The organism is Streptosporangium sp. NBC_01469, from assembly GCF_036227305.1.
In the GTDB taxonomy this organism is placed as follows: Bacteria; Actinomycetota; Actinomycetes; order Streptosporangiales; family Streptosporangiaceae; genus Streptosporangium.
Window position 1 is genome coordinate 4,513,106 of the sequence record NZ_CP109465.1, and the last position, 20,463, is coordinate 4,533,568.

17 protein-coding genes are annotated in these 20,463 nt (G+C 71.4%); 10 read left to right on the plus strand and 7 right to left on the minus strand.

Going from position 1 to position 20,463, the window contains the following annotated elements:
• Positions 1-75: 75 nt before the first annotated feature.
• The gene (locus OG587_RS20135) at positions 76-1,263 is read right to left on the minus strand and encodes an ROK family protein (RefSeq protein ID WP_329092510.1); all 1,188 of its coding nucleotides are present in this window, start codon (positions 1,261-1,263) and stop codon (positions 76-78) included.
• Between the two features lie 289 nt (positions 1,264-1,552).
• On the opposite strand from OG587_RS20135, the gene OG587_RS20140 reads away from it, so the two are divergent.
• The 5 genes from OG587_RS20140 to OG587_RS20160 all read left to right on the plus strand — a co-directional run bounded on the left by OG587_RS20140 (position 1,553) and on the right by OG587_RS20160 (position 7,304).
• A complete protein-coding gene (locus tag OG587_RS20140; protein WP_329092512.1) occupies positions 1,553-3,025 on the plus strand; it encodes a sugar ABC transporter ATP-binding protein in 1,473 nt (490 codons plus the stop codon).
• Positions 3,022-4,065, plus strand: coding sequence for an ABC transporter permease (locus OG587_RS20145; RefSeq protein WP_329092514.1), 1,044 nt, complete (start codon positions 3,022-3,024; stop codon positions 4,063-4,065). The genes OG587_RS20140 and OG587_RS20145 overlap by 4 nt, the downstream gene beginning before the upstream one ends.
• A gap of 78 nt (positions 4,066-4,143) precedes the next feature.
• The gene (locus tag OG587_RS20150; protein WP_329092516.1) at positions 4,144-5,082 is read left to right on the plus strand and encodes an ABC transporter permease; all 939 of its coding nucleotides are present in this window, start codon (positions 4,144-4,146) and stop codon (positions 5,080-5,082) included.
• Positions 5,083-5,112: 30 nt separating this feature from the next.
• The gene (locus OG587_RS20155) at positions 5,113-6,321 is read left to right on the plus strand and encodes a substrate-binding domain-containing protein (RefSeq protein WP_329092518.1); all 1,209 of its coding nucleotides are present in this window, start codon (positions 5,113-5,115) and stop codon (positions 6,319-6,321) included.
• A gap of 143 nt (positions 6,322-6,464) precedes the next feature.
• On the plus strand, positions 6,465-7,304 hold the full coding sequence (locus tag OG587_RS20160; RefSeq protein ID WP_329092520.1) for a sugar phosphate isomerase/epimerase family protein: 840 nt from the start codon (positions 6,465-6,467) through the stop codon (positions 7,302-7,304).
• Positions 7,305-7,478: 174 nt separating this feature from the next.
• On the opposite strand, the gene OG587_RS20165 is transcribed toward OG587_RS20160, so the two are convergent.
• The 3 genes from OG587_RS20165 to OG587_RS20175 form a co-directional block, all read right to left on the minus strand.
• A complete protein-coding gene (locus OG587_RS20165) occupies positions 7,479-8,957 on the minus strand; it encodes a hypothetical protein (RefSeq protein ID WP_329092522.1) in 1,479 nt (492 codons plus the stop codon).
• Positions 8,958-9,182: 225 nt separating this feature from the next.
• A complete protein-coding gene (locus OG587_RS20170; RefSeq protein ID WP_329092524.1) occupies positions 9,183-10,688 on the minus strand; it encodes a S1 family peptidase in 1,506 nt (501 codons plus the stop codon).
• A gap of 86 nt (positions 10,689-10,774) precedes the next feature.
• The gene (locus OG587_RS20175; RefSeq protein WP_329092526.1) at positions 10,775-11,734 is read right to left on the minus strand and encodes a LysR family transcriptional regulator; all 960 of its coding nucleotides are present in this window, start codon (positions 11,732-11,734) and stop codon (positions 10,775-10,777) included.
• Positions 11,735-12,059: 325 nt separating this feature from the next.
• Between OG587_RS20175 and OG587_RS20180 the strand changes: the two genes are divergently transcribed.
• Positions 12,060-12,839, plus strand: coding sequence for a putative hydro-lyase (locus OG587_RS20180; RefSeq protein WP_329092528.1), 780 nt, complete (start codon positions 12,060-12,062; stop codon positions 12,837-12,839).
• Positions 12,840-12,887: 48 nt separating this feature from the next.
• Here OG587_RS20180 and OG587_RS20185 read toward each other — a convergent pair whose 3' ends face one another.
• The 3 genes from OG587_RS20185 to OG587_RS20195 all read right to left on the minus strand — a co-directional run bounded on the left by OG587_RS20185 (position 12,888) and on the right by OG587_RS20195 (position 15,009).
• Positions 12,888-13,475: an AAA family ATPase gene (locus OG587_RS20185; RefSeq protein ID WP_443075592.1), complete on the minus strand. Its 588-nt coding sequence runs from the start codon at positions 13,473-13,475 to the stop codon at positions 12,888-12,890.
• Positions 13,476-13,731: 256 nt separating this feature from the next.
• On the minus strand, positions 13,732-14,553 hold the full coding sequence (locus tag OG587_RS20190) for a patatin-like phospholipase family protein (protein ID WP_329092530.1): 822 nt from the start codon (positions 14,551-14,553) through the stop codon (positions 13,732-13,734).
• A gap of 57 nt (positions 14,554-14,610) precedes the next feature.
• Positions 14,611-15,009 carry a PPOX class F420-dependent oxidoreductase gene (locus OG587_RS20195; RefSeq protein ID WP_329092532.1) on the minus strand — a complete coding sequence of 133 codons (399 nt, stop codon included), beginning with the start codon at positions 15,007-15,009 and terminating at the stop codon, positions 14,611-14,613.
• A 49-nt stretch (positions 15,010-15,058) separates the two neighbouring features.
• Between OG587_RS20195 and soxR the strand changes: the two genes are divergently transcribed.
• The 4 genes from soxR (at position 15,059) to OG587_RS20215 (ending at position 20,332) form a co-directional block, all read left to right on the plus strand.
• Positions 15,059-15,529: a redox-sensitive transcriptional activator SoxR gene (gene soxR / locus OG587_RS20200; RefSeq protein WP_329092534.1), complete on the plus strand. Its 471-nt coding sequence runs from the start codon at positions 15,059-15,061 to the stop codon at positions 15,527-15,529.
• A gap of 246 nt (positions 15,530-15,775) precedes the next feature.
• A complete protein-coding gene (locus OG587_RS20205; RefSeq protein WP_329092537.1) occupies positions 15,776-18,772 on the plus strand; it encodes a cellulose binding domain-containing protein in 2,997 nt (998 codons plus the stop codon).
• Between the two features lie 252 nt (positions 18,773-19,024).
• Positions 19,025-19,552, plus strand: a complete 528-nt coding sequence (locus OG587_RS20210; protein WP_329092539.1) for a TIGR02611 family protein — start codon at positions 19,025-19,027, stop codon at positions 19,550-19,552.
• Between the two features lie 405 nt (positions 19,553-19,957).
• A complete protein-coding gene (locus OG587_RS20215) occupies positions 19,958-20,332 on the plus strand; it encodes a hypothetical protein (RefSeq protein ID WP_329092541.1) in 375 nt (124 codons plus the stop codon).
• Positions 20,333-20,463: the final 131 nt, after the last annotated feature.

Genomic DNA, 20,463 nt, shown 5'->3' on the forward strand with positions numbered 1-20,463 from the left:
GAGCAACGGGGACGGGCACGCACCGGTCGAGCGGCGGGAGGACACGGGCACGCACCGGTCAGGCAGCGGGGACGGTCAGACGGTGGGCACGGACACGGACCGGTCGACGCTGCCGGGGGCCAGTACGTGCTCGATGACCATGACGGCGGCGCCGATCACACCCGCGCGGTCGCCCAGCTCGCTGGCGGTGATCGTCAGGTGCTGGGTGGCGAGGGGGAGCGACCGGCTGTAGATGACCTCGCGGAGGCCGGCGAGCACCTGCTCCCCGGCCTCGGAGATGTCGCCGCCGACCACTATCACCGAGGGGTTGAAGAAGTTGACGATCGAGGCGAGCACGTCGCCGACCTCGCGGCCCGCCTGCCGGATGAGCTGCACGGCGTGGGTGTTGCCGCCGCGTACGAGGCGGACCACGTCGCGGCTGTCCTCGGCCTCCACCCCGTCCGCGGACAGTTTGGCGGCCATGGCGGCGCCACTGGCGACGGCCTCCAGACAGCCGACGTTGCCGCAGCGGCAGACGGTGCCCAGGGCCGAGGCCACGCGGATGTGCCCGATGTCACCGGCCGCGCCCTGGGCGCCCCGGTGCAGGCGGCGGTCGCTGATGATGCCGCAGCCGATGCCGGTGCCGATCTTGACGAAGATGAGGTGGTCGGCCTCGGGGCGGGCGGCCCAGTGCTCGCCCAGCGCCATGATGTTCACGTCGTTGTCGACGAGCACCGGGGCGCCGAGGCGCGAGCCGAGCCACTCGGGGACGGGGAAACCATCCCAGCCAGGCATTATCGGCGGATTGACCGGGCGTCCCGAGCTGTGCTCGACCGGGCCTGGGAGGCCGACGCCGATGCCGCAGATCTCGTCCGGGCGGTGACCGGTCTCGGCGAGCATCTCCTCGAAGGTGCGCTGGAGCCAGCCGAGCGTCTCCTCGGGGCCTCGGTCTATCGACACCTCGGCCGCGCGCTCGGCCAGGACCGTGGTGCCGAGGTCGGTGACCGCCACCCGGGCGTGGGTGGCGCCGAGGTCGGCGGAGAGGACGACGCGGGCGGTGCGGTTGAACGTGAAGGCGATGGCCGGACGGCCTCCCGAGGAGATGGCCTCCTCCGTCGGGATGATCCACTGTTGGCTCAGCAGAGCGTCGAGACGCTGGGCCAGGGTGGACCTGGCCAGCCCGGTGAGCTGGACCAACTCGGCCCTCGTTCTGGCCTGACCGTCGCGCAGGATGTTGAGAAGCGCCCCCGCGCCGGCGATCGAACCGTTCGCTTCGCTAAGCATGCGCACAGTCAACACTCCTTGTTTCCACTGAGTCAAAGCGACTTCGGCCATCTACCAGCCCCATTATGCCAAATGGTGACATCCTTTTGCTTGACCATCGCCATAAGAGCGCTTTAGCATCCGGAAACATGGAGGAAATCGGGCGGTTACCGACGAATCAATTGCCATCCTGTGTCGTCGGAACCGGCTTTTCGGATGTGTTCGCCCTATCCCTGACGCCCTTGAAGCCCCTGACCCTGACATCCCTGACATCCCTGACGAGTGGACCTCACGCGGGGACGGTAACCCCATGATCCTGAGGATGCGCGGCATCGCCAAGAGCTTTCTCGGGGTTCGCGTACTGAACGGGGTCGACCTGGACGTCGCCGCCGGAGAGGTGCACGCGGTCGTCGGAGAGAACGGCGCCGGAAAGTCCACGCTGATGAAGGTCCTCGCCGGGGTACACGCCCCGGACGAGGGCACCGTCGAGATCGACGGCGCCCCGGTCTCCTTCGCCCACCCGGTCGAGGCCCAGCGCGCCGGGGTCGCGATCATCTACCAGGAGTTCAACCTGCTGCCCGAGCGCAGCGTCGCCGAGAACGTCTTCCTGGGCCGCGAGCCCGTCCGGCGGGGGCTGGTCGACAGGGAGGCGATGGAGACCGCCACCACCCGGCTGCTCCAGGAACTCGGCGAGACCTCCTTCGCCTCCCGCGACCTGGTCCGCCACCTCTCCATCGCCCAGCAGCAGGTCGTGGAGATCGTCAAGGCGCTCTCCCAGGACGCCCGGATCATCGTGATGGACGAGCCCACGGCGGCGCTGGCCGGACACGAGGTGGAACTGCTCTACCGGCTGGTGGCCCGCCTGCGCGAGCGGGGGATCGCCGTCCTCTACATCTCCCACCGGCTGCGAGAGGTCTTCGACCTGTCCACCCGGGTGACGGTCCTGAAGGACGGCGTGCTCGTCAGGACCGCGGACACCACCGGGATCACCTCCGACGAGCTGGTCCGGCTGATGGTCGGCCGCGACCTCGGCACCTACTTCCCCGCCAGGGGCGCCGAGCCGGGGGAGGTGCGGCTCAGCGTGCGCGGCGGCGGCAACGCCGTGCTCGACGGGATCGACCTCGAACTGCGCGAACGCGAGATCCTCGGGGTGGCCGGCCTGCAGGGGTCGGGCCGCACCGAGCTGGCCAAGGCCCTCTTCGGGGCCGAGCCGTTCACGCGCGGCACGATGAGCCCGCTGCGGCCGGTGTCGGTACGGCAGGCCGTGGCCGCCGGGATCGGCCTGGTGAACGAGGACCGCAAGGCCGAGGGGCTCGCGCTGCGCCAGTCCGTACGGGACAACGCCCTGCTGGTCTCCCGCTCGGTGCGCAGGATCGGCAACGGCGGCCGGATCGGCGGGACCGGCGGCACCGGCGTCCTCGAACTCCTGGAGGCGGTACGGCTCCACCCGCCCCGCCCCGACCAGGAGGTCCGCTACCTGTCCGGCGGCAACCAGCAGAAGGTCGTGCTGGCCAAGTGGATGACCGTGGCGCCGAAGGTCCTGATCTTCGACGAGCCCACGCGCGGAGTCGACGTGGGGGCCAAGGCCGCCATCCACGACCTGATGCGCGGCCTGGCGGAGGACGGAATGGCGATCATGATGATCTCGTCCGAGCTTCCCGAGCTGATCGGCATGAGCGACCGCGTCGTCGTGATGCGCGACGGCCGCGTCGCCGGGGCGCTCCCGGCGGGTTCCTCCGAGGAGGCCGTCATGCGCCTGGCCGCCGGCGAGGTGCAGGCATGACCGGCCGGGTCCGGCCCGTGGCGGTGACCGGCACCGCCGGTCCCGCCGCCCCCGTTCCACCGGGGGGAGGCGGACGGCGCGCCCTGGCGGGCCGCGTCGGCTCGACCCAGGTCATCTACCTGGCCCTGGCCGGGGTCATGCTCGTCGGGTGGGTGCTGGTGGCCTTCGACGGGGGAGACTTCCTCACGCTGGAGACCGTCGTCGGCATCCAGCAGCGTTCGGCCGCGCTGGGCATCGTCGCGGTGGGGCAGACGCTGGCGATCCTGGTCGGGTCGCTGGACCTGTCGGTGGCGTACCTGATCAGCCTCACCTCACTCGTCGCGGCCGAGATCATGGCCGGGCAGGACGGCGGGATCGTCCCCGGCGTCGCGGCGGTGCTCGCGGTGAGCGCGCTGATCGGGCTGGTCAACGGCCTGGTCATCACCCGGTTGCACGTACACGCCTTCATCGCGACCCTCGGTACGGCGCTGATCGTCAAGGGGATCGTGGACCACCTCTACGACGGGCCCGCGGGCAGCGTGCCCGAGTCCTTCCAGCGGCTCGGCTACGACAGGATCGGGCCGGTCCCGGTCTCGGCGCTGCTCTGGGCCGCCGTCGCGGTCGCCGTCTGGTTCCTGCTGCGCCGCACGAGGCTCGGGTACCGGATCTACGCGGTCGGCGGGGACGAGGAGGTGGCCCGGCTGTCCGGCGTGCGGACCGGCAGGGTCGTCATCGCCGCGCACGTCCTGTGCTCGGTCTGCGCGGGCGTCGCCGGGCTGCTGCTCGCGAGCAGGCTCGGCGCGGGCGCGCCCACGGTCGGCACCGACGGCGGCTACGACCTGGAGTCGATCGCCGCGGTGGTCCTCGGCGGCACGGCGCTGGCCGGGGGCCGGGGCGGGGTCGCGGGGACGGTCGGCGGGGTGCTGCTGCTCGCCGTGCTCGACAGCGTCTTCAACCAGCTGGAGGTCAACGCGTTCTTCAAGGACGTGGTCCGCGGCGTGGTCATCGTCGCCGCCGTGGCCGTCTACGCCCGCCGTACCGCCCGGAGGCGATCCCGATGACCGTCCACGCCTGCTGTACCGCCCGGAGGCGATCCCGATGACCGTCCACGCCCGCCGCGGCGCCCGGAGGCGATCCCGATGAGAGCCCTCAGGTCCATGGGGCCGATCCTGGCCGTGCTGGCGGTGCTGCTGGTACTGATCGCCGTGGCCAACCCGTTCTTCCTGGAGCCCGCCGGGTTCCTCGCCTTCCTCAAGCGGGCCGCGCCGCTGGTCATCCTGGCGGCCGGGCAGTACTTCGTGATCGTCTCCGGGGAGTTCGACCTGTCGGTCGGGTCGCTGGTCACCGTGCAGGTCGTGGTGGCCGCCCGGCTGATCGACGGGCAGGAGCAGGCGACCTGGCCGGTGCTGGCCCTGCTGATCGTGATCGGGCTGCTGGTCGGGCTCGCCAACGGAGTCATCACCACTGGGCTGCGGGTGCCGTCGTTCATCACCACCCTCGGCATGATGCTCGTGCTGTCCGGCGCGGTGTTCCTGTGGACCGGCGGTGCCCCGCGCGGCGCGCTGTCGGAGACGTTCAGGATGTTCGGCCGCAAAGACCTCGGCCCGGTGCCCTGGTCGGTGCTCATCCTCCTGGCCGCGGGCACCGCGGCGATCCTCCTCATGCGCTCCGACTTCGGCAAGCGGCTCATCGCCACCGGTGACAACGAACGCGCGGCCGGGCTGTCCGGGGTCCGGGTCGACCGGACCCGGATCGCCGCCTTCGTCCTCTCCGGCCTGGCCGCGGCCGTCGCGGGCATCCTGCTCGGCGGATTCGCGGGGGTCTCGGCCCAGGTCGGACAGGGTCTGGAGTTCCAGGCCATCACGGCCGTCGTCCTCGGCGGCGTGGCGCTCGGCGGCGGGCGCGGCTCCGTGGTCGCCGCGATGGCCGGGGCCTTCACCCTCGAAGCGCTGTTCACCCTGCTCAACCTGTACGGGATCTCGGGGGCCCTGGAGTTCGCGGTCCAGGGCGTGATCATCATCGCCGCCGTCGCGGCGAGCGCCGTACGGCTTCCGTTCAGGCGCGCTCTACGCGTCTGAACGCACCCTTAGAAAAGAAGGAGACCTTCATTGAACAGGTCGATCACGGCGCTTGTCGCGGGTGTCTCCGCGATGTTGCTCGCCGCGGGATGTGCCAGTGACAAACCGGCGACCTCCAGCGCCGCACCGGAGACCTCGGCGGCGGCCTCGTCCGCCGCCGCGTCCCCCAACACCGGTGAGCAGTCGAAGTTCTTCGTCCAGGCCGACTACGACGCCCAGCTGGCCATGCGGACCCAGAGTGCGGAGGGGCCCGCGGACAAGCCGTGGGAGCAGGCCATCGCCCCCGAGATGGTGAGTACGGCCAAGTACAAGAAGGACGGTCCCTACAACCTGTGCTTCTCCAACGCCGCGGTGAACAACCCGTGGCGCCAGGTGGGCTGGAAGACCATGCAGGCCGAGGTGGCGCTGCACAAGGAGATCAAGCAGTTCACCGCCCTCGACGCGGAGGGCAAGGACGACAAGCAGATCTCCGACATCGCCGAGCTGGTCGGCAAGGGCTGCGACGCGCTGATCGTCTCGCCCAACACCACCGCGACGCTGACCCCCGCGGTGACGGGCGCCTGCCCCAAGGTCCCGGTGATCGTCTTCGACCGCGGCGTGGAGACCGACTGCCCGGTGACGTTCATCAACCCCATCGGCGGCTACGCTTTCGGCGCCGACGGCGCCGAGTTCCTGGTGGAGAAGGTGCCGGCCGGGGGCAAGGTCCTCGCGCTGCGGATCCTGCCGGGCGTCGACGTGCTGGAGACCCGCTGGTCGGCGGCGAAGGTGACCTTCGACAAGAGCCGGCTCGACGTGGTCGGCGTGGAGTTCACCGACGGCGACGCCGCCAAGACCAAGAGCATCGTGAGCGACTACATCCAGCGGCACGGCAAGATCGACGGAGTGTGGATGGACGCGGGCGCGACCGCCGTGGCGGCCGTCGAGGCGTTCGAGGACGCCGGGGTTCCGGTGCCGGCGATCGTCGGCGAGGACCAGCAGGACTTCCTGCAGAAGTGGAAGAGCGGCGGCCTCACGGCCATCGCGCCGACCTATCCCACCTACCAGTGGCGTACCCCGATCATCGCCGCCCTGAAGATCCTCAAGGGCGAGGAGGTGCCCAAGATCTGGAAGCTGCCCCAGCCCAAGATCACTTCCGAGACCCTGGACACCTACCTGCGGCCCAACATGCCGCCGCTGCACTACGCGCTCTGCGGCTGCGAGAAGCTGCCGGACTTCCCCGCCGGCTGGGGCGGTAAGTAAGACCGGTCCACCGGGCTCCGGGCACCGCCGGTCGGTGCCCGGAGCCCCCGGTACGTTCACGGGCCCAGGACGGGCTCACGAGACGGGTCCGCAACGGGCTCGGGACGCGTCGAGAACGCGCTCAGGACGGAAGGGGTTTGCCGATGTTCCCCATCGGGGTCAACACGTGGGTGTGGGTCTCGCCGCTGACGGACGAGGATCTCGCCCGGCTGGCGCCGAAGGTGGCCGCCTGGGGGTTCGACGTGATCGAGCTGCCGGTGGAGCGGCCCGGCGACTGGGACCCCGAGTGGGCGGCCGAGCTGCTGGGGAACCTCGGGCTGAGGGCCTCGGTGGTCCTCGTCATGCCGCCGGGCAGGGAACTGGTCGGCGCCGACGCGGGAACGGTCGCCGACACCCAGGACTACCTGCGGCGGTGCGTGGACGCCGCCGTGACGGTGGGTAGCCCGGTGATCGGCGGACCCGCCTACGCCTCGGTGGGGCGGACCTGGCGGATGTCGGACGAGGAGCGCAAGTCCTGTTACGCCGAGCTGAGGGAGAACCTGGCCCCGGTCGGCGAGTACGCGGCCGAACGCGGGGTGACGGTCGCCGTCGAACCGCTCAACCGCTACGAGACCAGCCTGGTCAACACCGTCGAGCAGGCCGTCGAGGCGGTCGGCGGGGTCCCGGGCGTCGGCCTCGCGCTGGACGTCTACCACATGAACATCGAGGAGCGGGACCCGGCGGCGGCCGTACGGCGGGCCGGGGACCTGGTCGCGCACGTGCAGGTCTGCGCGAACGACCGGGGCGCGCCGGGGGCCGACCACCTGGACTGGCCCGCCCTCGCCGACGCCCTGCGCGCCGTGGACTACCGAGGCCCGCTCTGCATCGAGTCGTTCACCGCGCACAACCGGACGATCGCCACGGCCGCCTCGATCTGGCGCCCCCTCGCCGACACCCAGGACGCCCTCGCCACCGCGGGCCTGGCCTTCCTGCGCACGCTCTGACGGTCTCCGGTTCCGCCATCGGCCGCCCGGCCCGTGCCGGACCCCTCGCCCGTCGGCGTCCCCTCCGACGGGGCTCCGGCTCCGCTTTCGCCGTCGGCCGCCCGGCCCGCGCCACGCTCCTCGCCCACCCGTGAATCCTCCGACGAATCCCGGCTCCGTCCCGGCCGGGGCCGTTCAGCGGCCGGAGTCCCCGTCGGCGCCGCCGGTCGCGCCGGGTGCCCGCCGGGGGCGCCTGAAGAAGCCGGCCACCGCGTAGGGGTCGACGGGGTCGGAGAGCAGGCCGAGCATCTCCTCCCTCCGCTCCGGATCGACCTTGAACGGGTGACCGAACACGTGCGGTCCCGTCCCGTCGCCCAGCACCCTGGTCAGCATCAGGTCGCCGGGCAGCGCCTGCCCGGAGAGCAGCTCGTCGGTCAGCCTCACCCGCTCCCCGTCCTCGCCCCCCGCTCCATCCCCGGCGGCGGCCACGGTGATCTCGTCCCCGGACACGCCGAGGACCTCCCACAGCCGCAGCGGCGTCCGCCGCCAGGACTCCAGCAGCTCCACCTCGTCGTCGCGCAGCCACTCGGCCCGCGCGTCCAGGAACTCGCCGACGACGTCGTTCTCGAACAGCGCCAGGTCCGCCAGGGCGGGCTCGGCCACCCGGACGCTCAGCGCGATCAGATCCTCGATCAGCCGGTGGCGGGCCGGGCGGTAGGCGTACGCGAGCAGCTGCCGGAACAGGTGCGCGGCCCGCTCGGGCAGCGGGGCGCCGGGGTCGGTGCGGCACGCGGCGTACTCGGCCGCGTCGCGCACGGCCGGTGCCAGACCGGGGGAGAGGGAGAGCACCTCGGAGATCAGCCCGGCCGCCTCGAACGAGCGGCCCTCGCCCTCGGCCGACCTCGCGATCAGCAGCAGCGCGGCCGGTTCGGTGCGGGGCAGGGCCTCGACCAGCGCCGGGCCGAGCGGCTCGCGCTCCACCTCGTCGGCGATCCTCGCGAGCACCGCCTCCGAGCGCGACAGGTAGGTGACGGCCTTGGAGAGGTCGGCGCCCTCGCCGTACGTCCGTAGCGCGCTGCGCACCAGGGCGAGCCTGATGATGTCCAGCGGCGCGAGGTCGGCGACCGACGCCGGGTCCCACGGGGCGCCCACGATGCCCACCCGGCCGTCGCGCAGCTCCAGCGAGGCGTTGCGCAGCAGCGGGGACAGCGGCGGCAGCGGGTCGGCGAAGGTCTCGGGGGCCTTCATCAGCAGCTCCAGGACCACGACGTCGACCGGCACGCCGGGACCGGGCTCCAGCCCCTCGGCGAAGGCGCGCAGCGCGTCGAGCGCCTGCTCCCCGAACTCCTGGACGACCCGCATCACCCGCTCGGCGGGGACGTCGTCCAGCTCGGTGACCGACAGCTCCAGGGCGCCGTCGCGCAGGCGCAGCGCGACCACCTGCTCGGGCTCCACCCCGGCGAGCCAGCCGTCGGGCCCGGTCAGGACGGGCTCGCCGAACTCGAGCGAGGTCCGCACCCGGCCGCCGCCCGCCAGGGGCACCCCCTCACCGTCGGCCAGCCGCGCCCACAGCCGCAGGTCGTCGGAGGCGGGTAGCACCCCGCTCGCCAGCTCGGCCCGGGTGGCGAGGTGCGTCAGCACCGCGCCCTCGCTCAGCGTCAGAAGGTCGCTCATGCTCCCATTGTTCTCGACGTCCGGGCATGGCGAGGCCGCCCTCCCGTCCAGGAGCTCGCACAAGCTCGTGGCGGGGAGGGCGGCGGGGGTGGCCGGTCCGCGGGGGCGGCGGACCGGCCTGGTCTCGGGGCACCTTTCCGGGGTCCGCTCGGGAGGTGCGACCGCCCCGGTCCCGGTGCCCGGCGTGTGCCCGGCCGGACCCGGTCGGGTCCGGCCGGGAGACCCTTACGGCCTGGTCAGGCCGAGGGTGTAGGAGCCGGAGCCGCTGTAGGCGTGCACCCGCACGCGGTAGGTGCCCGCGGTGCCGTTGTAGGTGAAGGCCTCATCCGGGTTGGCGGAGGTTCCGCTGGCCACGTTCGTCCAGGTGGAGCCGCTCAGCTTCTGCAGGTAGGCGTCGTAGTCGGTGCCGTTGGGGCCGTCCAGGCAGACGCGGTGGACGCCCGAGGCGGCGCTGTAGCCGGAGGTGCCGGGCTGGTAGGCGTTGGCGTTGGACGTCAGCGAGCCGGTGTAGGAGCTCTGGTAGCCGCTGCAGCCGGTGGGCGGCGGGGTCCCGTTGGTCACCAGGGTGAGCCCGTACACCGAGAGGATCTCGTTGATCGGCTGGTGGTAGGTGGTGCCGCCGACGCTGCAGTTGCCGGAGCCGCCGGAGGTGACGCCCTGGGCCTGGCTGCCGGAGATGTAGGAGCCGCCGGAGTCGCCGGGCTCGGCGCACACGGTGGTGCGGGTCAGGCCGGTGATGGTGCCCTCGGGGTAGGTGACGCTCGTGTTGTGCTGGCTGATGGTGCCGCAGCGGTACTGGGTGGTGGAGCCGGAGCGGCAGATGGAGCTGCCCACGACCTGCTGGGTGGAGCCGGTCACCGGGAGGATGCCCGCGCTGTAGCCGTTCACCACGCCGGTCGGGGTCCAGTTGGAGTTGACCGCGACCCACGCGTAGTCGTTGCCGGGGAAGGACGAGCCCTGGAAGGTGCCCTGGGCGACCTGGTTGTAGCCCTGGGTGGCGGTGCCGGGCGTGCCGCAGTGGCCGGCGGTGGCGAAGCCGCCCTGGCTGCCGCGGGTGACCGAGAAGCCGACCGAGCAGCGGCCGCCCATGTAGAAGGCGTCGCCGCCGCGCACGTCGTAGAGCGGCTTGGGCTTCTCCTGAGAGGCCTCGACACGGACCAGCGCCCTGTCCACGCCGCTGCCGTCCACGAACGCCTGTGCCTCGGCGACGTCACCGGCCAGCACGACGACGCTGTTGCTCCGCACGTCGACGTACCAGGACGGGACCGACTTCGGCGCGGAGGCCACGAGCTGGTCGAGCCGCTCCTTGGCCGTGTCGAGCGTGGCCAGCGAGTTCTTGACGAGTTTGACCTCCGCGCCCGACCTGGCGAGCGAGGCGACCTTGGTGGAGTCGCTGGTGGCGATCACCAGGTTGGAGGTGGCACCCGTCACCCAGGATCCGGCGAAGGAGGTGCCGAGCTGCCCGCGGAGGGCGGGCTCGACCTTGGCGGCGGCGGCCTCGTTGATCAGTCGGGCCGCGGCCTGCTCACCGGTGCCGCCGAGGTCGCGCCGGATGGCGTCGACCAGGCCCGGAGACGGCTTGGCGGTGGCCTCCACCAGTGTCCGGGCCTCGGCGAGGGTGTACGGGGCGGCGGCGGTCTCGCCAGGTCCCTGGTGGGCGGCGGTGGCGGGGGTGGCCACCATCGCGACAGCGAGCGCGAAACCCGCTGTCACGGCACTTCTGCGGAGCATGTGGTTCTCTCCTCATGTGGGGGGTGCCGTCAACGTAACGGTGTGCACATGAGGCGCGCCTCTACCGAATGTCCCATACCGTCACGTTATGGAGAGGTGCCCAGTCCGGGATTCTCGGCCAGCCACGCGGCGTACCGTCTGCTCCGTCCGACCGCGTCGGAATGCGCGGCCTTCGCGTGCTCGAAGATCGACGTCGCGACCGCGGCGCTGGACGCCTCCGGATGCCAGCCGAGCAGCTGCCGCCAGCGCAGCGGAGCTCCCGCGAGCGGTACCAGCTTCAGTCCCTCGGCGGGCTGGAAGGTCGCCTGGCACAGCGCGGCGGCGCGGCCGACCTTGGCCAGATGCATGCAGGTGGCCACGTCGGTCTCGTAGATGGTCTTGGGGGTGAAGCCGGCGCGGGCGCAGGCCGTGGCGAAGCAGTCGCCGAAGCAACTGTCGCCGGGGGTGACCGTCCACTGCTCGTCGGCCAGCTCCGCGAGCTCCACCTCCTTCCTGTCCACCAGCGGATGGTCCTCGTTGAGCAGCACGAAGACCGGGTCGGTTCCCACGGTCGACCACACCACGGGACCCTCCACCGGCGGCGGGCTCTCCCCGCAGGCGCCGATGAACGCGAAGTCGATCCGGCCCAGCATCACCATGGCGGTGAGCTCCCTCGCGGACCAGGAGGTGTGGGTGCTCACCGGGGTGGACGGCCAGGCTGTGGCGAGACGGTCCATCAGACCGCCGAGTATCGGCCCGTTGGTGGCGCCCAGCCGGTAGCTGGGGATGTCTGCGTTCGCGTTGGCGAATCGGAGTGCCTCCTCCTGGAGTTCGCGGGCCGCGGGCAGCAGCACCAGCGCACGTGACAGGACCAGCTGCCCCAGGGGCGTGGGCCTGGCACCGTTGTGGTCGCGTTCGAAAAGAGCTCCCCCGAGAACCCGCTCTATCCGTTTGAGCTGCGCCGTCAGCGCGGGTTGGGCCAGGCCGAGGTGGGTGGCGGCCTTGGTGACGCTGCCGGCCTGTGCCACCGCGCGCACGATCTTGAGGTGTCGGAGCTCGAGATCCATACCGGGAACGTAAGGCCGGGACGTTATACCCGCAATGCAAACTTGTCATGAAATATGACTCAATTTTGTCGAATCGTTCCAAAAATGATTTAGGCCCTGTAAATATGGCATTTATGGATGACCGCTAGTGCCTTCTCGGCCGTCTCATCTAGAGAGCGCCCACTTCCCCGTGCCGAGCCCTGACAGCGGTGTCCGACATTCGAGATTCTCGGAACTGGGGTTTCGCCGGTGTTTCGGCTGCCGGAGCCGCCGTTATCCGGCAGCCGTATCCCCGCGCGGGCGAGGGACGCTGGGCCGAGGCCGGGGCCGGGGTTATGATCCGCCGATGGACGTAGCGGCGCTCACCCCCGAACGGGCCCGGAGCCACTTCAGGGAGGGGCTGCGGACGCCCACCGCCGGGTGGTGCCGGGGCTGGACCCAGGCCAACCTGCTCGCCGTGCCCCGCGAGCTCGCCTACGACCTGCTCCTGTTCGCCCAGCGCAACCCCGTCGCCTGTCCCGTCCTGGACGTCGGCGACCCCGGCGCGGTGAGCACCGCCCTGTTCGGCGGCGACCTCCGCACCGACCTGCCCGCCTACCGCGTCTACGAGGACGGCAGGGCCGTGGCCGACGTCGGCGACGTTCGCGACGCCTGGCGGGACGACCTGGTCGCCTTCCTGCTGGGTTGCAGCTTCACCTTCGAGGACGCGCTGCTGAGGGCCGGGGTCCCGGTGCGGCACATCGAGGCGGGGACGAACGTGCCCATGTACCTCACCTCGATCGCCTGCCGTCCCGCGGGATCGCTGAGCGGCCCGCTGGTCGTCTCGATGCGCCCGGTCCCGGCCTCCCTGGTCCCGGCCGCCGTACGGGTGACCGCGAGGTATCCGGCCGTGCACGGGGCGCCGGTCCACGTCGGCGACCCCGGCGAGATCGGGATCGCCGATCTGGGCGTTCCCGACTTCGGCGACCCCGTCGAGGTGCAGGCGGGGGAGATCCCGGTCTTCTGGGCCTGCGGGGTGACGCCGCAGGCGGCCGTCATGGCGAGCGGGGTGTCCTTCGCCATCGGCCACCTCCCCGGCCACATGGCGATCACCGACGCCAGGGACGACCGCTTCCAGGTCCCGTGATCCCGCTCCCCGGCCGTCGTGGGACCACGCGCGCAGGAGAGCCGGGGGCTACGCGCGGGCGGTGCCCCGGGAGGTGACGAGCCGTTCCAGCTGTGACGTGAGCGAGGGGGCACCGGGGCGGTTGTCGATCTCGTCGTGGGGCACGACGGGCGGTTCGTCCACCCTGATGGCCCGCAGGTAGTCCTCGAAGCGGCCGAGCTTGCCCGCGTCCCTCGCCAGCCCCCTGCCCTCCAGCCGGGCTCGCAGCGCCGGGCCGTCCGAGCGGACCCAGAGGAGATGTACGGGTGGCCCGCCCAGCCGCCCGACCCAGCGCTCCCACACCGCCGCGTCGTGCACCTGGGTGGTGAAGGGGCCCTCCAGCATCACCGGGCAGCCGTGGGAGCGGACCTGCCGGGTGACCTCGGTCAGCCCCTCGTATTCGTACCGCTTGATGTGCTCGTCGTACCAGGGCCCCTCGCGTTCCCCGTCGTCGCGGCCGTGGGCGCGGAGGGTGGCCGCGACGAAGCCGCCGTAGAGGGTGTCCTTGTCGAGCAGCGCGGGAACCGGGTCGAGCAGTGCCAGCAGTGCCGCCGCCACGGTCGACTTCCCCGCTCCCGGCGGCCCGCTCACCACCCACAGCGGCGCCACCCCGCCCACGCCCGCTCCACCGTGGCCCCCCTCGGAAACCCTGTCGTGAGTCCCGCTGTGGATCTCACCGTGAACCGCGTCGGAAACCCCGTCGTGGACCTCACCATGAATCGCTTCGGGAACCCCGTTGGGAACCCCGTCGTGAGTCCCGCCGTGAACCCCGTCGGGAACCCCGTCGTGAGTCCCGCCGTGGACCGCGTCGGGAACCCCGCCGTGAGCCTCACCGTGAACCCTGTCGCGGGCCCGCCTCCCGCTCACGCCGGTCTCAGTCCTTCCAGGCCCTGGCCACGCTCTCCGCGACGGCGGGCGCCTGGGCGAGACCGGCCTGGAAGGCGGGGCGCCACAGGGCCGGGTCGAGGACGTTGGCGCCGAACACGGCGATCGACGCCTCGTCCGGGACGACGTGGGCGATCGTGGCGTCACCCAGTTCGGCGAGCTCGGCCTCGAGGCGGTCCCTCGGCGAGACGTGCGCCAGCGGCTCCAGGAGGACCACGGCGGAGCTGCCCGCCGCCAGGTCGGCGTTCGTCACCGAGCGGACCCCGCCGTCCATGTAGCGGCGCCCGCCGATCTCCACCGGCGGGAACACGCACGGGACCGCGCAGCTGGAGGCGACCGCCGACACCAGTGGCACCCCCGATCCGCGCTCCCAGACCACGAACTCGCCGGTCCTCGCGTCGACGGCGGTGATCAGCAGGCGGCGCTCCGGCCACTCCTTGACGGGCAGCCGGCTGCCGACCGTCTCGATCCTGGCGCCGGTGTCCTTCACCCCCAGAGCCATCTGGCCGACCCGGCGCCGGGCCTCCTGTGGCTCCAGGGACGGGTCGTGGAGCACGCCGAAGGCGGCCATGACCGCCTCCGTGTCGATGGTGAAGGCGGTCGCGGCCTCGGCGTCCGCCTGGACGGCGACCGAGCCCTCCAGGTCGACCTCGGTGGCGACGAGCGTCCCGACCACCGACCCGGCGGAGGTGCCGACGACCAGCTCCGCCTCTCCCAGCTCTATGCCCGCCCGGCGCAGACCGGTGATGATCCCCGCCTCCCAGGCGATGCCCGCCACGCCTCCGCCACCCAGCACCAGTGTTCTCGTCATGCGTCATTCCTGCCTGATCGGTTTTCCCGGCCGGGAAACGCCCCTGAGGATACGGGGTCAGACGTCGCGGCCCTTCATGCCCTCCTGGGCAGGGTCGACGCCCCAGGAGATGATCCGCCGGGGGTGGATGCGGATGATCTGCCGGCTGAGGTGCGGGGAGGACGGCTCGTGGTCCTCGACGGCCTCGGCCTCGCCCCGGATCTCCACGCCCCTGACCCGCCAGGGATCGGTGGAGGCGACGTCGTCCACCACGAAGGCCACCTGCGGATTCGTCCGGACGTTGTGGAACTTCCTGGTGGTGCCCATCGCGCGGCCGTAGATGTCGACGACGCCGGTCTCGGTGTCGACGCGGAAACCGGTCGGGCTGTTCTGCAGGGAGCCGCCGGGGCCCGTGGTGGCCAGGCGGCCCAGGCGCTGGCCTTCGAGATAGGTGAGCTCCGCCTTCGTGAATGTCATGCCCCACTCTGTAACCTCAATATTGATTGAGGTCAAGTTAGACTGGCGCATGCCCAACAATCCGGAGATGACCGTCGGCCAGCTCTCCTCACGCAGCGGGGTCGCGGTCTCCGCCCTGCACTTCTACGAGGCCAAGGGCCTGATCCGCAGTCGCCGCACCGCGGGCAACCAGCGTCGTTTTTCCCGCGACACGCTCCGCAGGATCGCCTTCATCAGGGTCTCCCAGCGGGTCGGGATCCCGCTCAAGAAGATCCAGGGGGCGCTGTCCGCCCTCCCCGACGAGCGCACCCCCACCAGGGAGGACTGGGCGAGGCTCTCGACGATGTGGCAGGACGAGCTCGACGACCGCATCAGGCAGCTCGAACGGCTCCGGCACGGCCTGACCGACTGCATCGCCTGCGGCTGCCTCTCGCTGGACCGCTGCGCGCTGGCCAACCCCGACGACGTGGCCGCCGCGAGGGGGCCGGGCTCGCGCCTGATGCTCCCTCCCCGGGAGAGCTGCGCCCCCTGTGAGGTGTGAGGCTCTCCGTGCTTGCTCCAGCGGGGTCCCCGGGTGCGGGACGGCGGCGCGGCGAAGGCGGCGGGGCCGTGCGCCGTGATTCGCCACGAGTTTGTTAGTTGTCTATTCAAACTATTGACGGCCCGGGGTCCGGCATGTGAATCTCTGGGCGTTCATGCACGCGCATCATGGGCGGTCGAAGGTCAGGGTCCCGTCACCTGATCGTGCATGGCGGTTTGTCCGTTGCATTGCGAAGGGAAGCCGTACATGCGAAGAAGGCTGTTCAGCATGCTCGCCGCCGTGGCGGTGGCGTGCGCGTCGGTCGGCGCCGCCGTCGGGGGCGGAAGCGCCCAGGCGTCCGCGTCCGAGGCCGTGACGGGGACGGGGACAGGGACGGGGACCATGGTGACCGGGACCGGTTCCACGGCCGCCGCCGACCCGTACGAGTGGAAGAACGTCAGGATCGACGGCGGCGGGTTCGTGCCGGGGATCGTCTTCAACCAGACCGAGAGAAACCTGATCTACGCCCGTACCGACATCGGCGGCGCGTACCGCTGGGAGCAGGCGAGCAAGAGCTGGACCCCGCTGCTCGACTGGGTCGGCTGGGACAGGTGGGGCTACAACGGCGTGGTCAGCCTGGCCACCGACCCGGTGGAGACCAACCGGGTCTACGTCGCCGCCGGGATGTACACCAACAGCTGGGACCCCAACAACGGGGCCGTCCTGCGCTCCGCCGACAAGGGCGCGACCTGGCAGGCCACACCGCTGCCGTTCAAGCTCGGTGGCAACATGCCGGGCCGGGGGATGGGAGAGCGCCTGGCCGTCGACCCCAACAGGAACAGCGTCGTCTACCTCGGCGCGCCCGACGGCAACGGCCTGTGGCGCAGCACAGACAAGGGCGTGACCTGGGCCAAGGTCGCGAGCTTCCCCAACCCGGGAAACTACGCGCAGGACCCCTCCGACCCCAACGGCTACCTCAGCCACCGCCCCGGCGTGGTCTGGGTGACCTTCGACCCGACCTCGGCGACCGCGGGGAACGCGACGCAGAAGATCTACGTGGGCGTCGCCGACAAGGAGAACACCGTCTACAGCTCCTCGAACGGCGGGACCACCTGGAGCAGGGTCGCCGGGCAGCCCACCGGCTACATCGCGCACAAGGGCGTGCTCGACCACGTCAACCACACGCTCTACATCGCCACCAGCGACACCGGCGGCCCGTACGACGGCGCCAAGGGCGACGTGTGGAAGCTTGACACCACCACCGGGGCCTGGACCCGGATCAGCCCGGTCCCGTCCAGCTCGGCCGACGACTACTTCGGCTACAGCGGCCTCACGATCGACCGGCAGAACCCCGGCACGATCATGGTCGCCACCCAGATCTCCTGGTGGCCGGACGTGATCTTCTTCAGGTCCACCGACTCCGGCGCGACCTGGACCCGCATCTGGGACTTCACCTCCTACCCGAACCGCAGCCTCCGCTACACGATGGACGTCTCCTCCTCGCCGTGGCTGAGCTTCGGGGCCAACCCGCAGCCACCGGAGACGACGCCCAAGCTCGGCTGGATGACCGAGTCGCTGGAGATCGACCCCTTCGACGGCGACCGGATGATGTACGGCACCGGCGCCACCCTCTACGGCACCGAGGATCTCAAGAAGTGGGACACCGGCGGCAAGCTCACCATCAGGCCCATGGTCAAGGGGCTCGAGGAGACAGCCGTCCTCGACCTGATCAGCCCGCCGTCGGGCGCCCCGCTGGTCAGCGGGCTGGGCGACATCGGCGGCTTCCGGCACACCAACCTCGACGCCGTACCGCCCATGATGTTCACCTCGCCGAACTTCACCTCGACGACCAGCCTCGACTACGCCGAGACCAACCCGGCCGTCATGGTCCGCGCGGGCAACTTCACCGACTCCGACCGGCCCGCCGACAGCCACGCCGCGTTCTCCACCGACGGCGGCGCCAACTGGTTCCAGGGCACCGAGCCCGGCGGGATCAACGAGGGCGGCACGATCGCAGCCGCGGCCGACGGCTCCCGGTTCGTCTGGGCGCCCAAGGGCGTGGGCGTGCACCACTCGGTCGGCTACGGCAACTCCTGGACCGCCTCCACCGGACTCCCGGCGGGAGCCGTGGTCGAGTCCGACCGGGTGAACCCCGGCAGGTTCTACGGCTTCAGCGCCGGAAGGTTCTACGCCAGCACCAACGGCGGCGCCTCCTTCGCGGCCACCGCCGCGACCGGGCTGCCCGCCGAGGGCAACGTCAAGTTCAAGGCCGTACCCGGCCGCGAGGGCGACATCTGGCTGGCCGGCCCCGCCGGTGACACGGGCGCGGCCTCGGGCATCTGGCACTCCACCAACGGCGGCGCGTCGTTCACCAAGCTGTCCGGCGTCACGAGCGCCGTCAACATCGGGTTCGGCAGATCCGCCTCCGCCGGGGGCTACCAGGCGCTGTACACCGTCGCCACGATCGGCGGCGTGACCGGCGTCTTCCGCTCCGACGACACCGGCGCGAGCTGGGTCAGGATCAACGACGACAGGCACCAGTACGGCAACGCGGGCGAGGCCGTCACCGGCGACCCGCGCGTCTACGGCCGCGTCTACCTCGGCACCAACGGCCGCGGCATCCTGTACGCCGACAACGGCGGGACCGTCCCGCCCCCCGACACCGTCCCGCCGACCAGACCGGGCACCCCGGCCGCCTCGGCGATCACCTCGTCGGGGGCGACGCTGGCCTGGACGGCCTCGACGGACGCCGTCGGGGTCAGCGGCTACGACGTCTACCGCGAGGCGGGGGCGACGGACGTCAGGGTCGGCTCGCCCACCTCGGCGTCGTTCGCGCTCACCGGGCTCACCCCGGACACCTCGTACACCTTCTACGTGATCGCCCGCGACGGGGCGGGGAACAGCTCGCCCGCCTCCAGCCCGGTCACCCTCAGGACCCTCACGGGGCCGTCACCCGGCGGCGGCTGCACCGCGGCTTACAGGGTGTCGAACTCCTGGCAGGGCGGCTTCCAGGGTGAGGTGACGGTACGGAACACCGGCACCTCGGCGACCACCGGCTGGACGGTCAGGTGGTCGTTCCCGAACGGCCAGACGATCACCCAGCTCTGGAGCGGCACCCACACCCAGACCGGTGCCGACGTCACCGTGCGGAACGCGGGCTGGAACGGAGCCCTGGCCGCCGGGGCCTCCACGGCGTTCGGCTTCGGTGCCTCCTGGACCGGTACCAACGGCGTCCCGTTCACCGTCACCTGCACCGCTTCCTGAGGTTCCTGACGTTCCTGACGGCGGGCGGGCACCTCGCCCGAAACCCGGGGTGTCCCGCGAGAACCGCGGGACCGCCTGAGCCCGAATGGTCCCGCCGTGCCCCGAACGGGTGCGGCGGGACCGTCCGGGTGGTCTCGTGACTCCCCCCGGCGGACCCCGGCCCTCCGCCTTGAGGATGATCTGGGGGCGTCGGCGGGGCCCGGCCGCCCAGCAGAGCCTATTGTGGAAGAAACCGACTGTCCTGGAGAGAACATGACGATCTCAGATGGGGTGCGCGAGCCTCACGGCGCGACCGGGCAGCCGTCTGAGACCGGCGGCGTGCGGGGCGAGAACGGCCTCGGCGGCGTCCGGGGTGAGACGGGCGACGCCGACGCGCTGAAGGACGCGGCGGCCGAGCGGTCCGGCATCCACGGCTGGCTCGACGGCGTCAGGTCCACCCGCGCGGGCCGCCTCACCCTGAAGATCGTTATCGGTGCCATCGGCGCCGTGCTGGTCATCGGCGGCCTGATCATGGTGCCCTTCCCCGGTCCGGGCTGGCTGGTCGTCTTCGCGGGGCTGGCGGTGCTGGCCACCGAGTTCCACTGGGCCCACCGGGTGCTGGAGTTCGGCAAGCGGACCCTGTCGGCCTGGACGGGCTGGCTGGGCCGTCAGGGCTGGACGGTCAAGATCCTGGTCGTCCTCGTCGCCGCGATCACCGCCACCGCCATCGTCTACTACGGTCTCAAGCTCAGCCTCCACATCGATCTGATCGTCGAGGCCCAGAAGCTCCTCACCCGATAGTCCGGTCCCGCTCGGTCCCCCTGCCGGTCCCGCTCGGTCCCCCTGCGGGTCCTGCTCGGTCCCTCTGGCGGTCCCGTCCGGTTCCTCTGGCGGTCCCGCTTGGTTCCGCTGCCGGTCCCGGCTTCGCTCGACGTGACGACGGCACCCGCTCCGCCCGTCCCGCGGGGCTTTCGCCGGGTGATCCTCGCCCTATGTCCGATCCACGGTGATTACTCACGGCAACGGCATCGGTGACACTTTGGCCGCCTATGACACCCGGTGCCGGGGAAACAAAACCGGCACTCCCTGGAGTTTTACCCGGACCCGCCCACCTCGTTATCCATCCTGGATATGACTCTCCGTAGTGTCTCCACGTCCGATCCGCAGGGACGGATCGGCAGAGACGAATAAGGAGAGTGACGTTCGATGCGCGCCCTGTCCTCGATGTTGGTCCTGGCGGCCGCCGGAGCCGTCGCACTGACCGGCACCCCCGCCCACGCCGACGACGTCAACCTGGCCGCGAGGGTTCAGCCCGGCGAGGAGGTGTTCCTCACGCCCGAGCTTGTCCCCGCGGCCCAGTACAACGGAAACGTGCTGGTCAAGCTCGACGAAAACAGCATGCCCGTCAAGGTCAAGATCGGTAACTGCCGCGGCAGGTACATCGGGTCGGTGCCGATCGCCGCCAACGACCACGCCGCGTACGTCGCGGCCAGTACCTCCCCGCCCACCCAGTGCATCCGCTACCGGGTGAAGAACCTGGGCAACCAGCCGGCGACCATCACGGGCACCGGTTACTACTAAACCGGCCCGCCGGGGTGTGCGGGACGGGAACGGCTACCGAGGGCGTTCCCGTCCCGCACACCCCGGTTTTTCGGTTTCCGGCCACCGCGCTGATGGCCGCCGCTGACGACCGCCGCGCTGACGGTGACCAC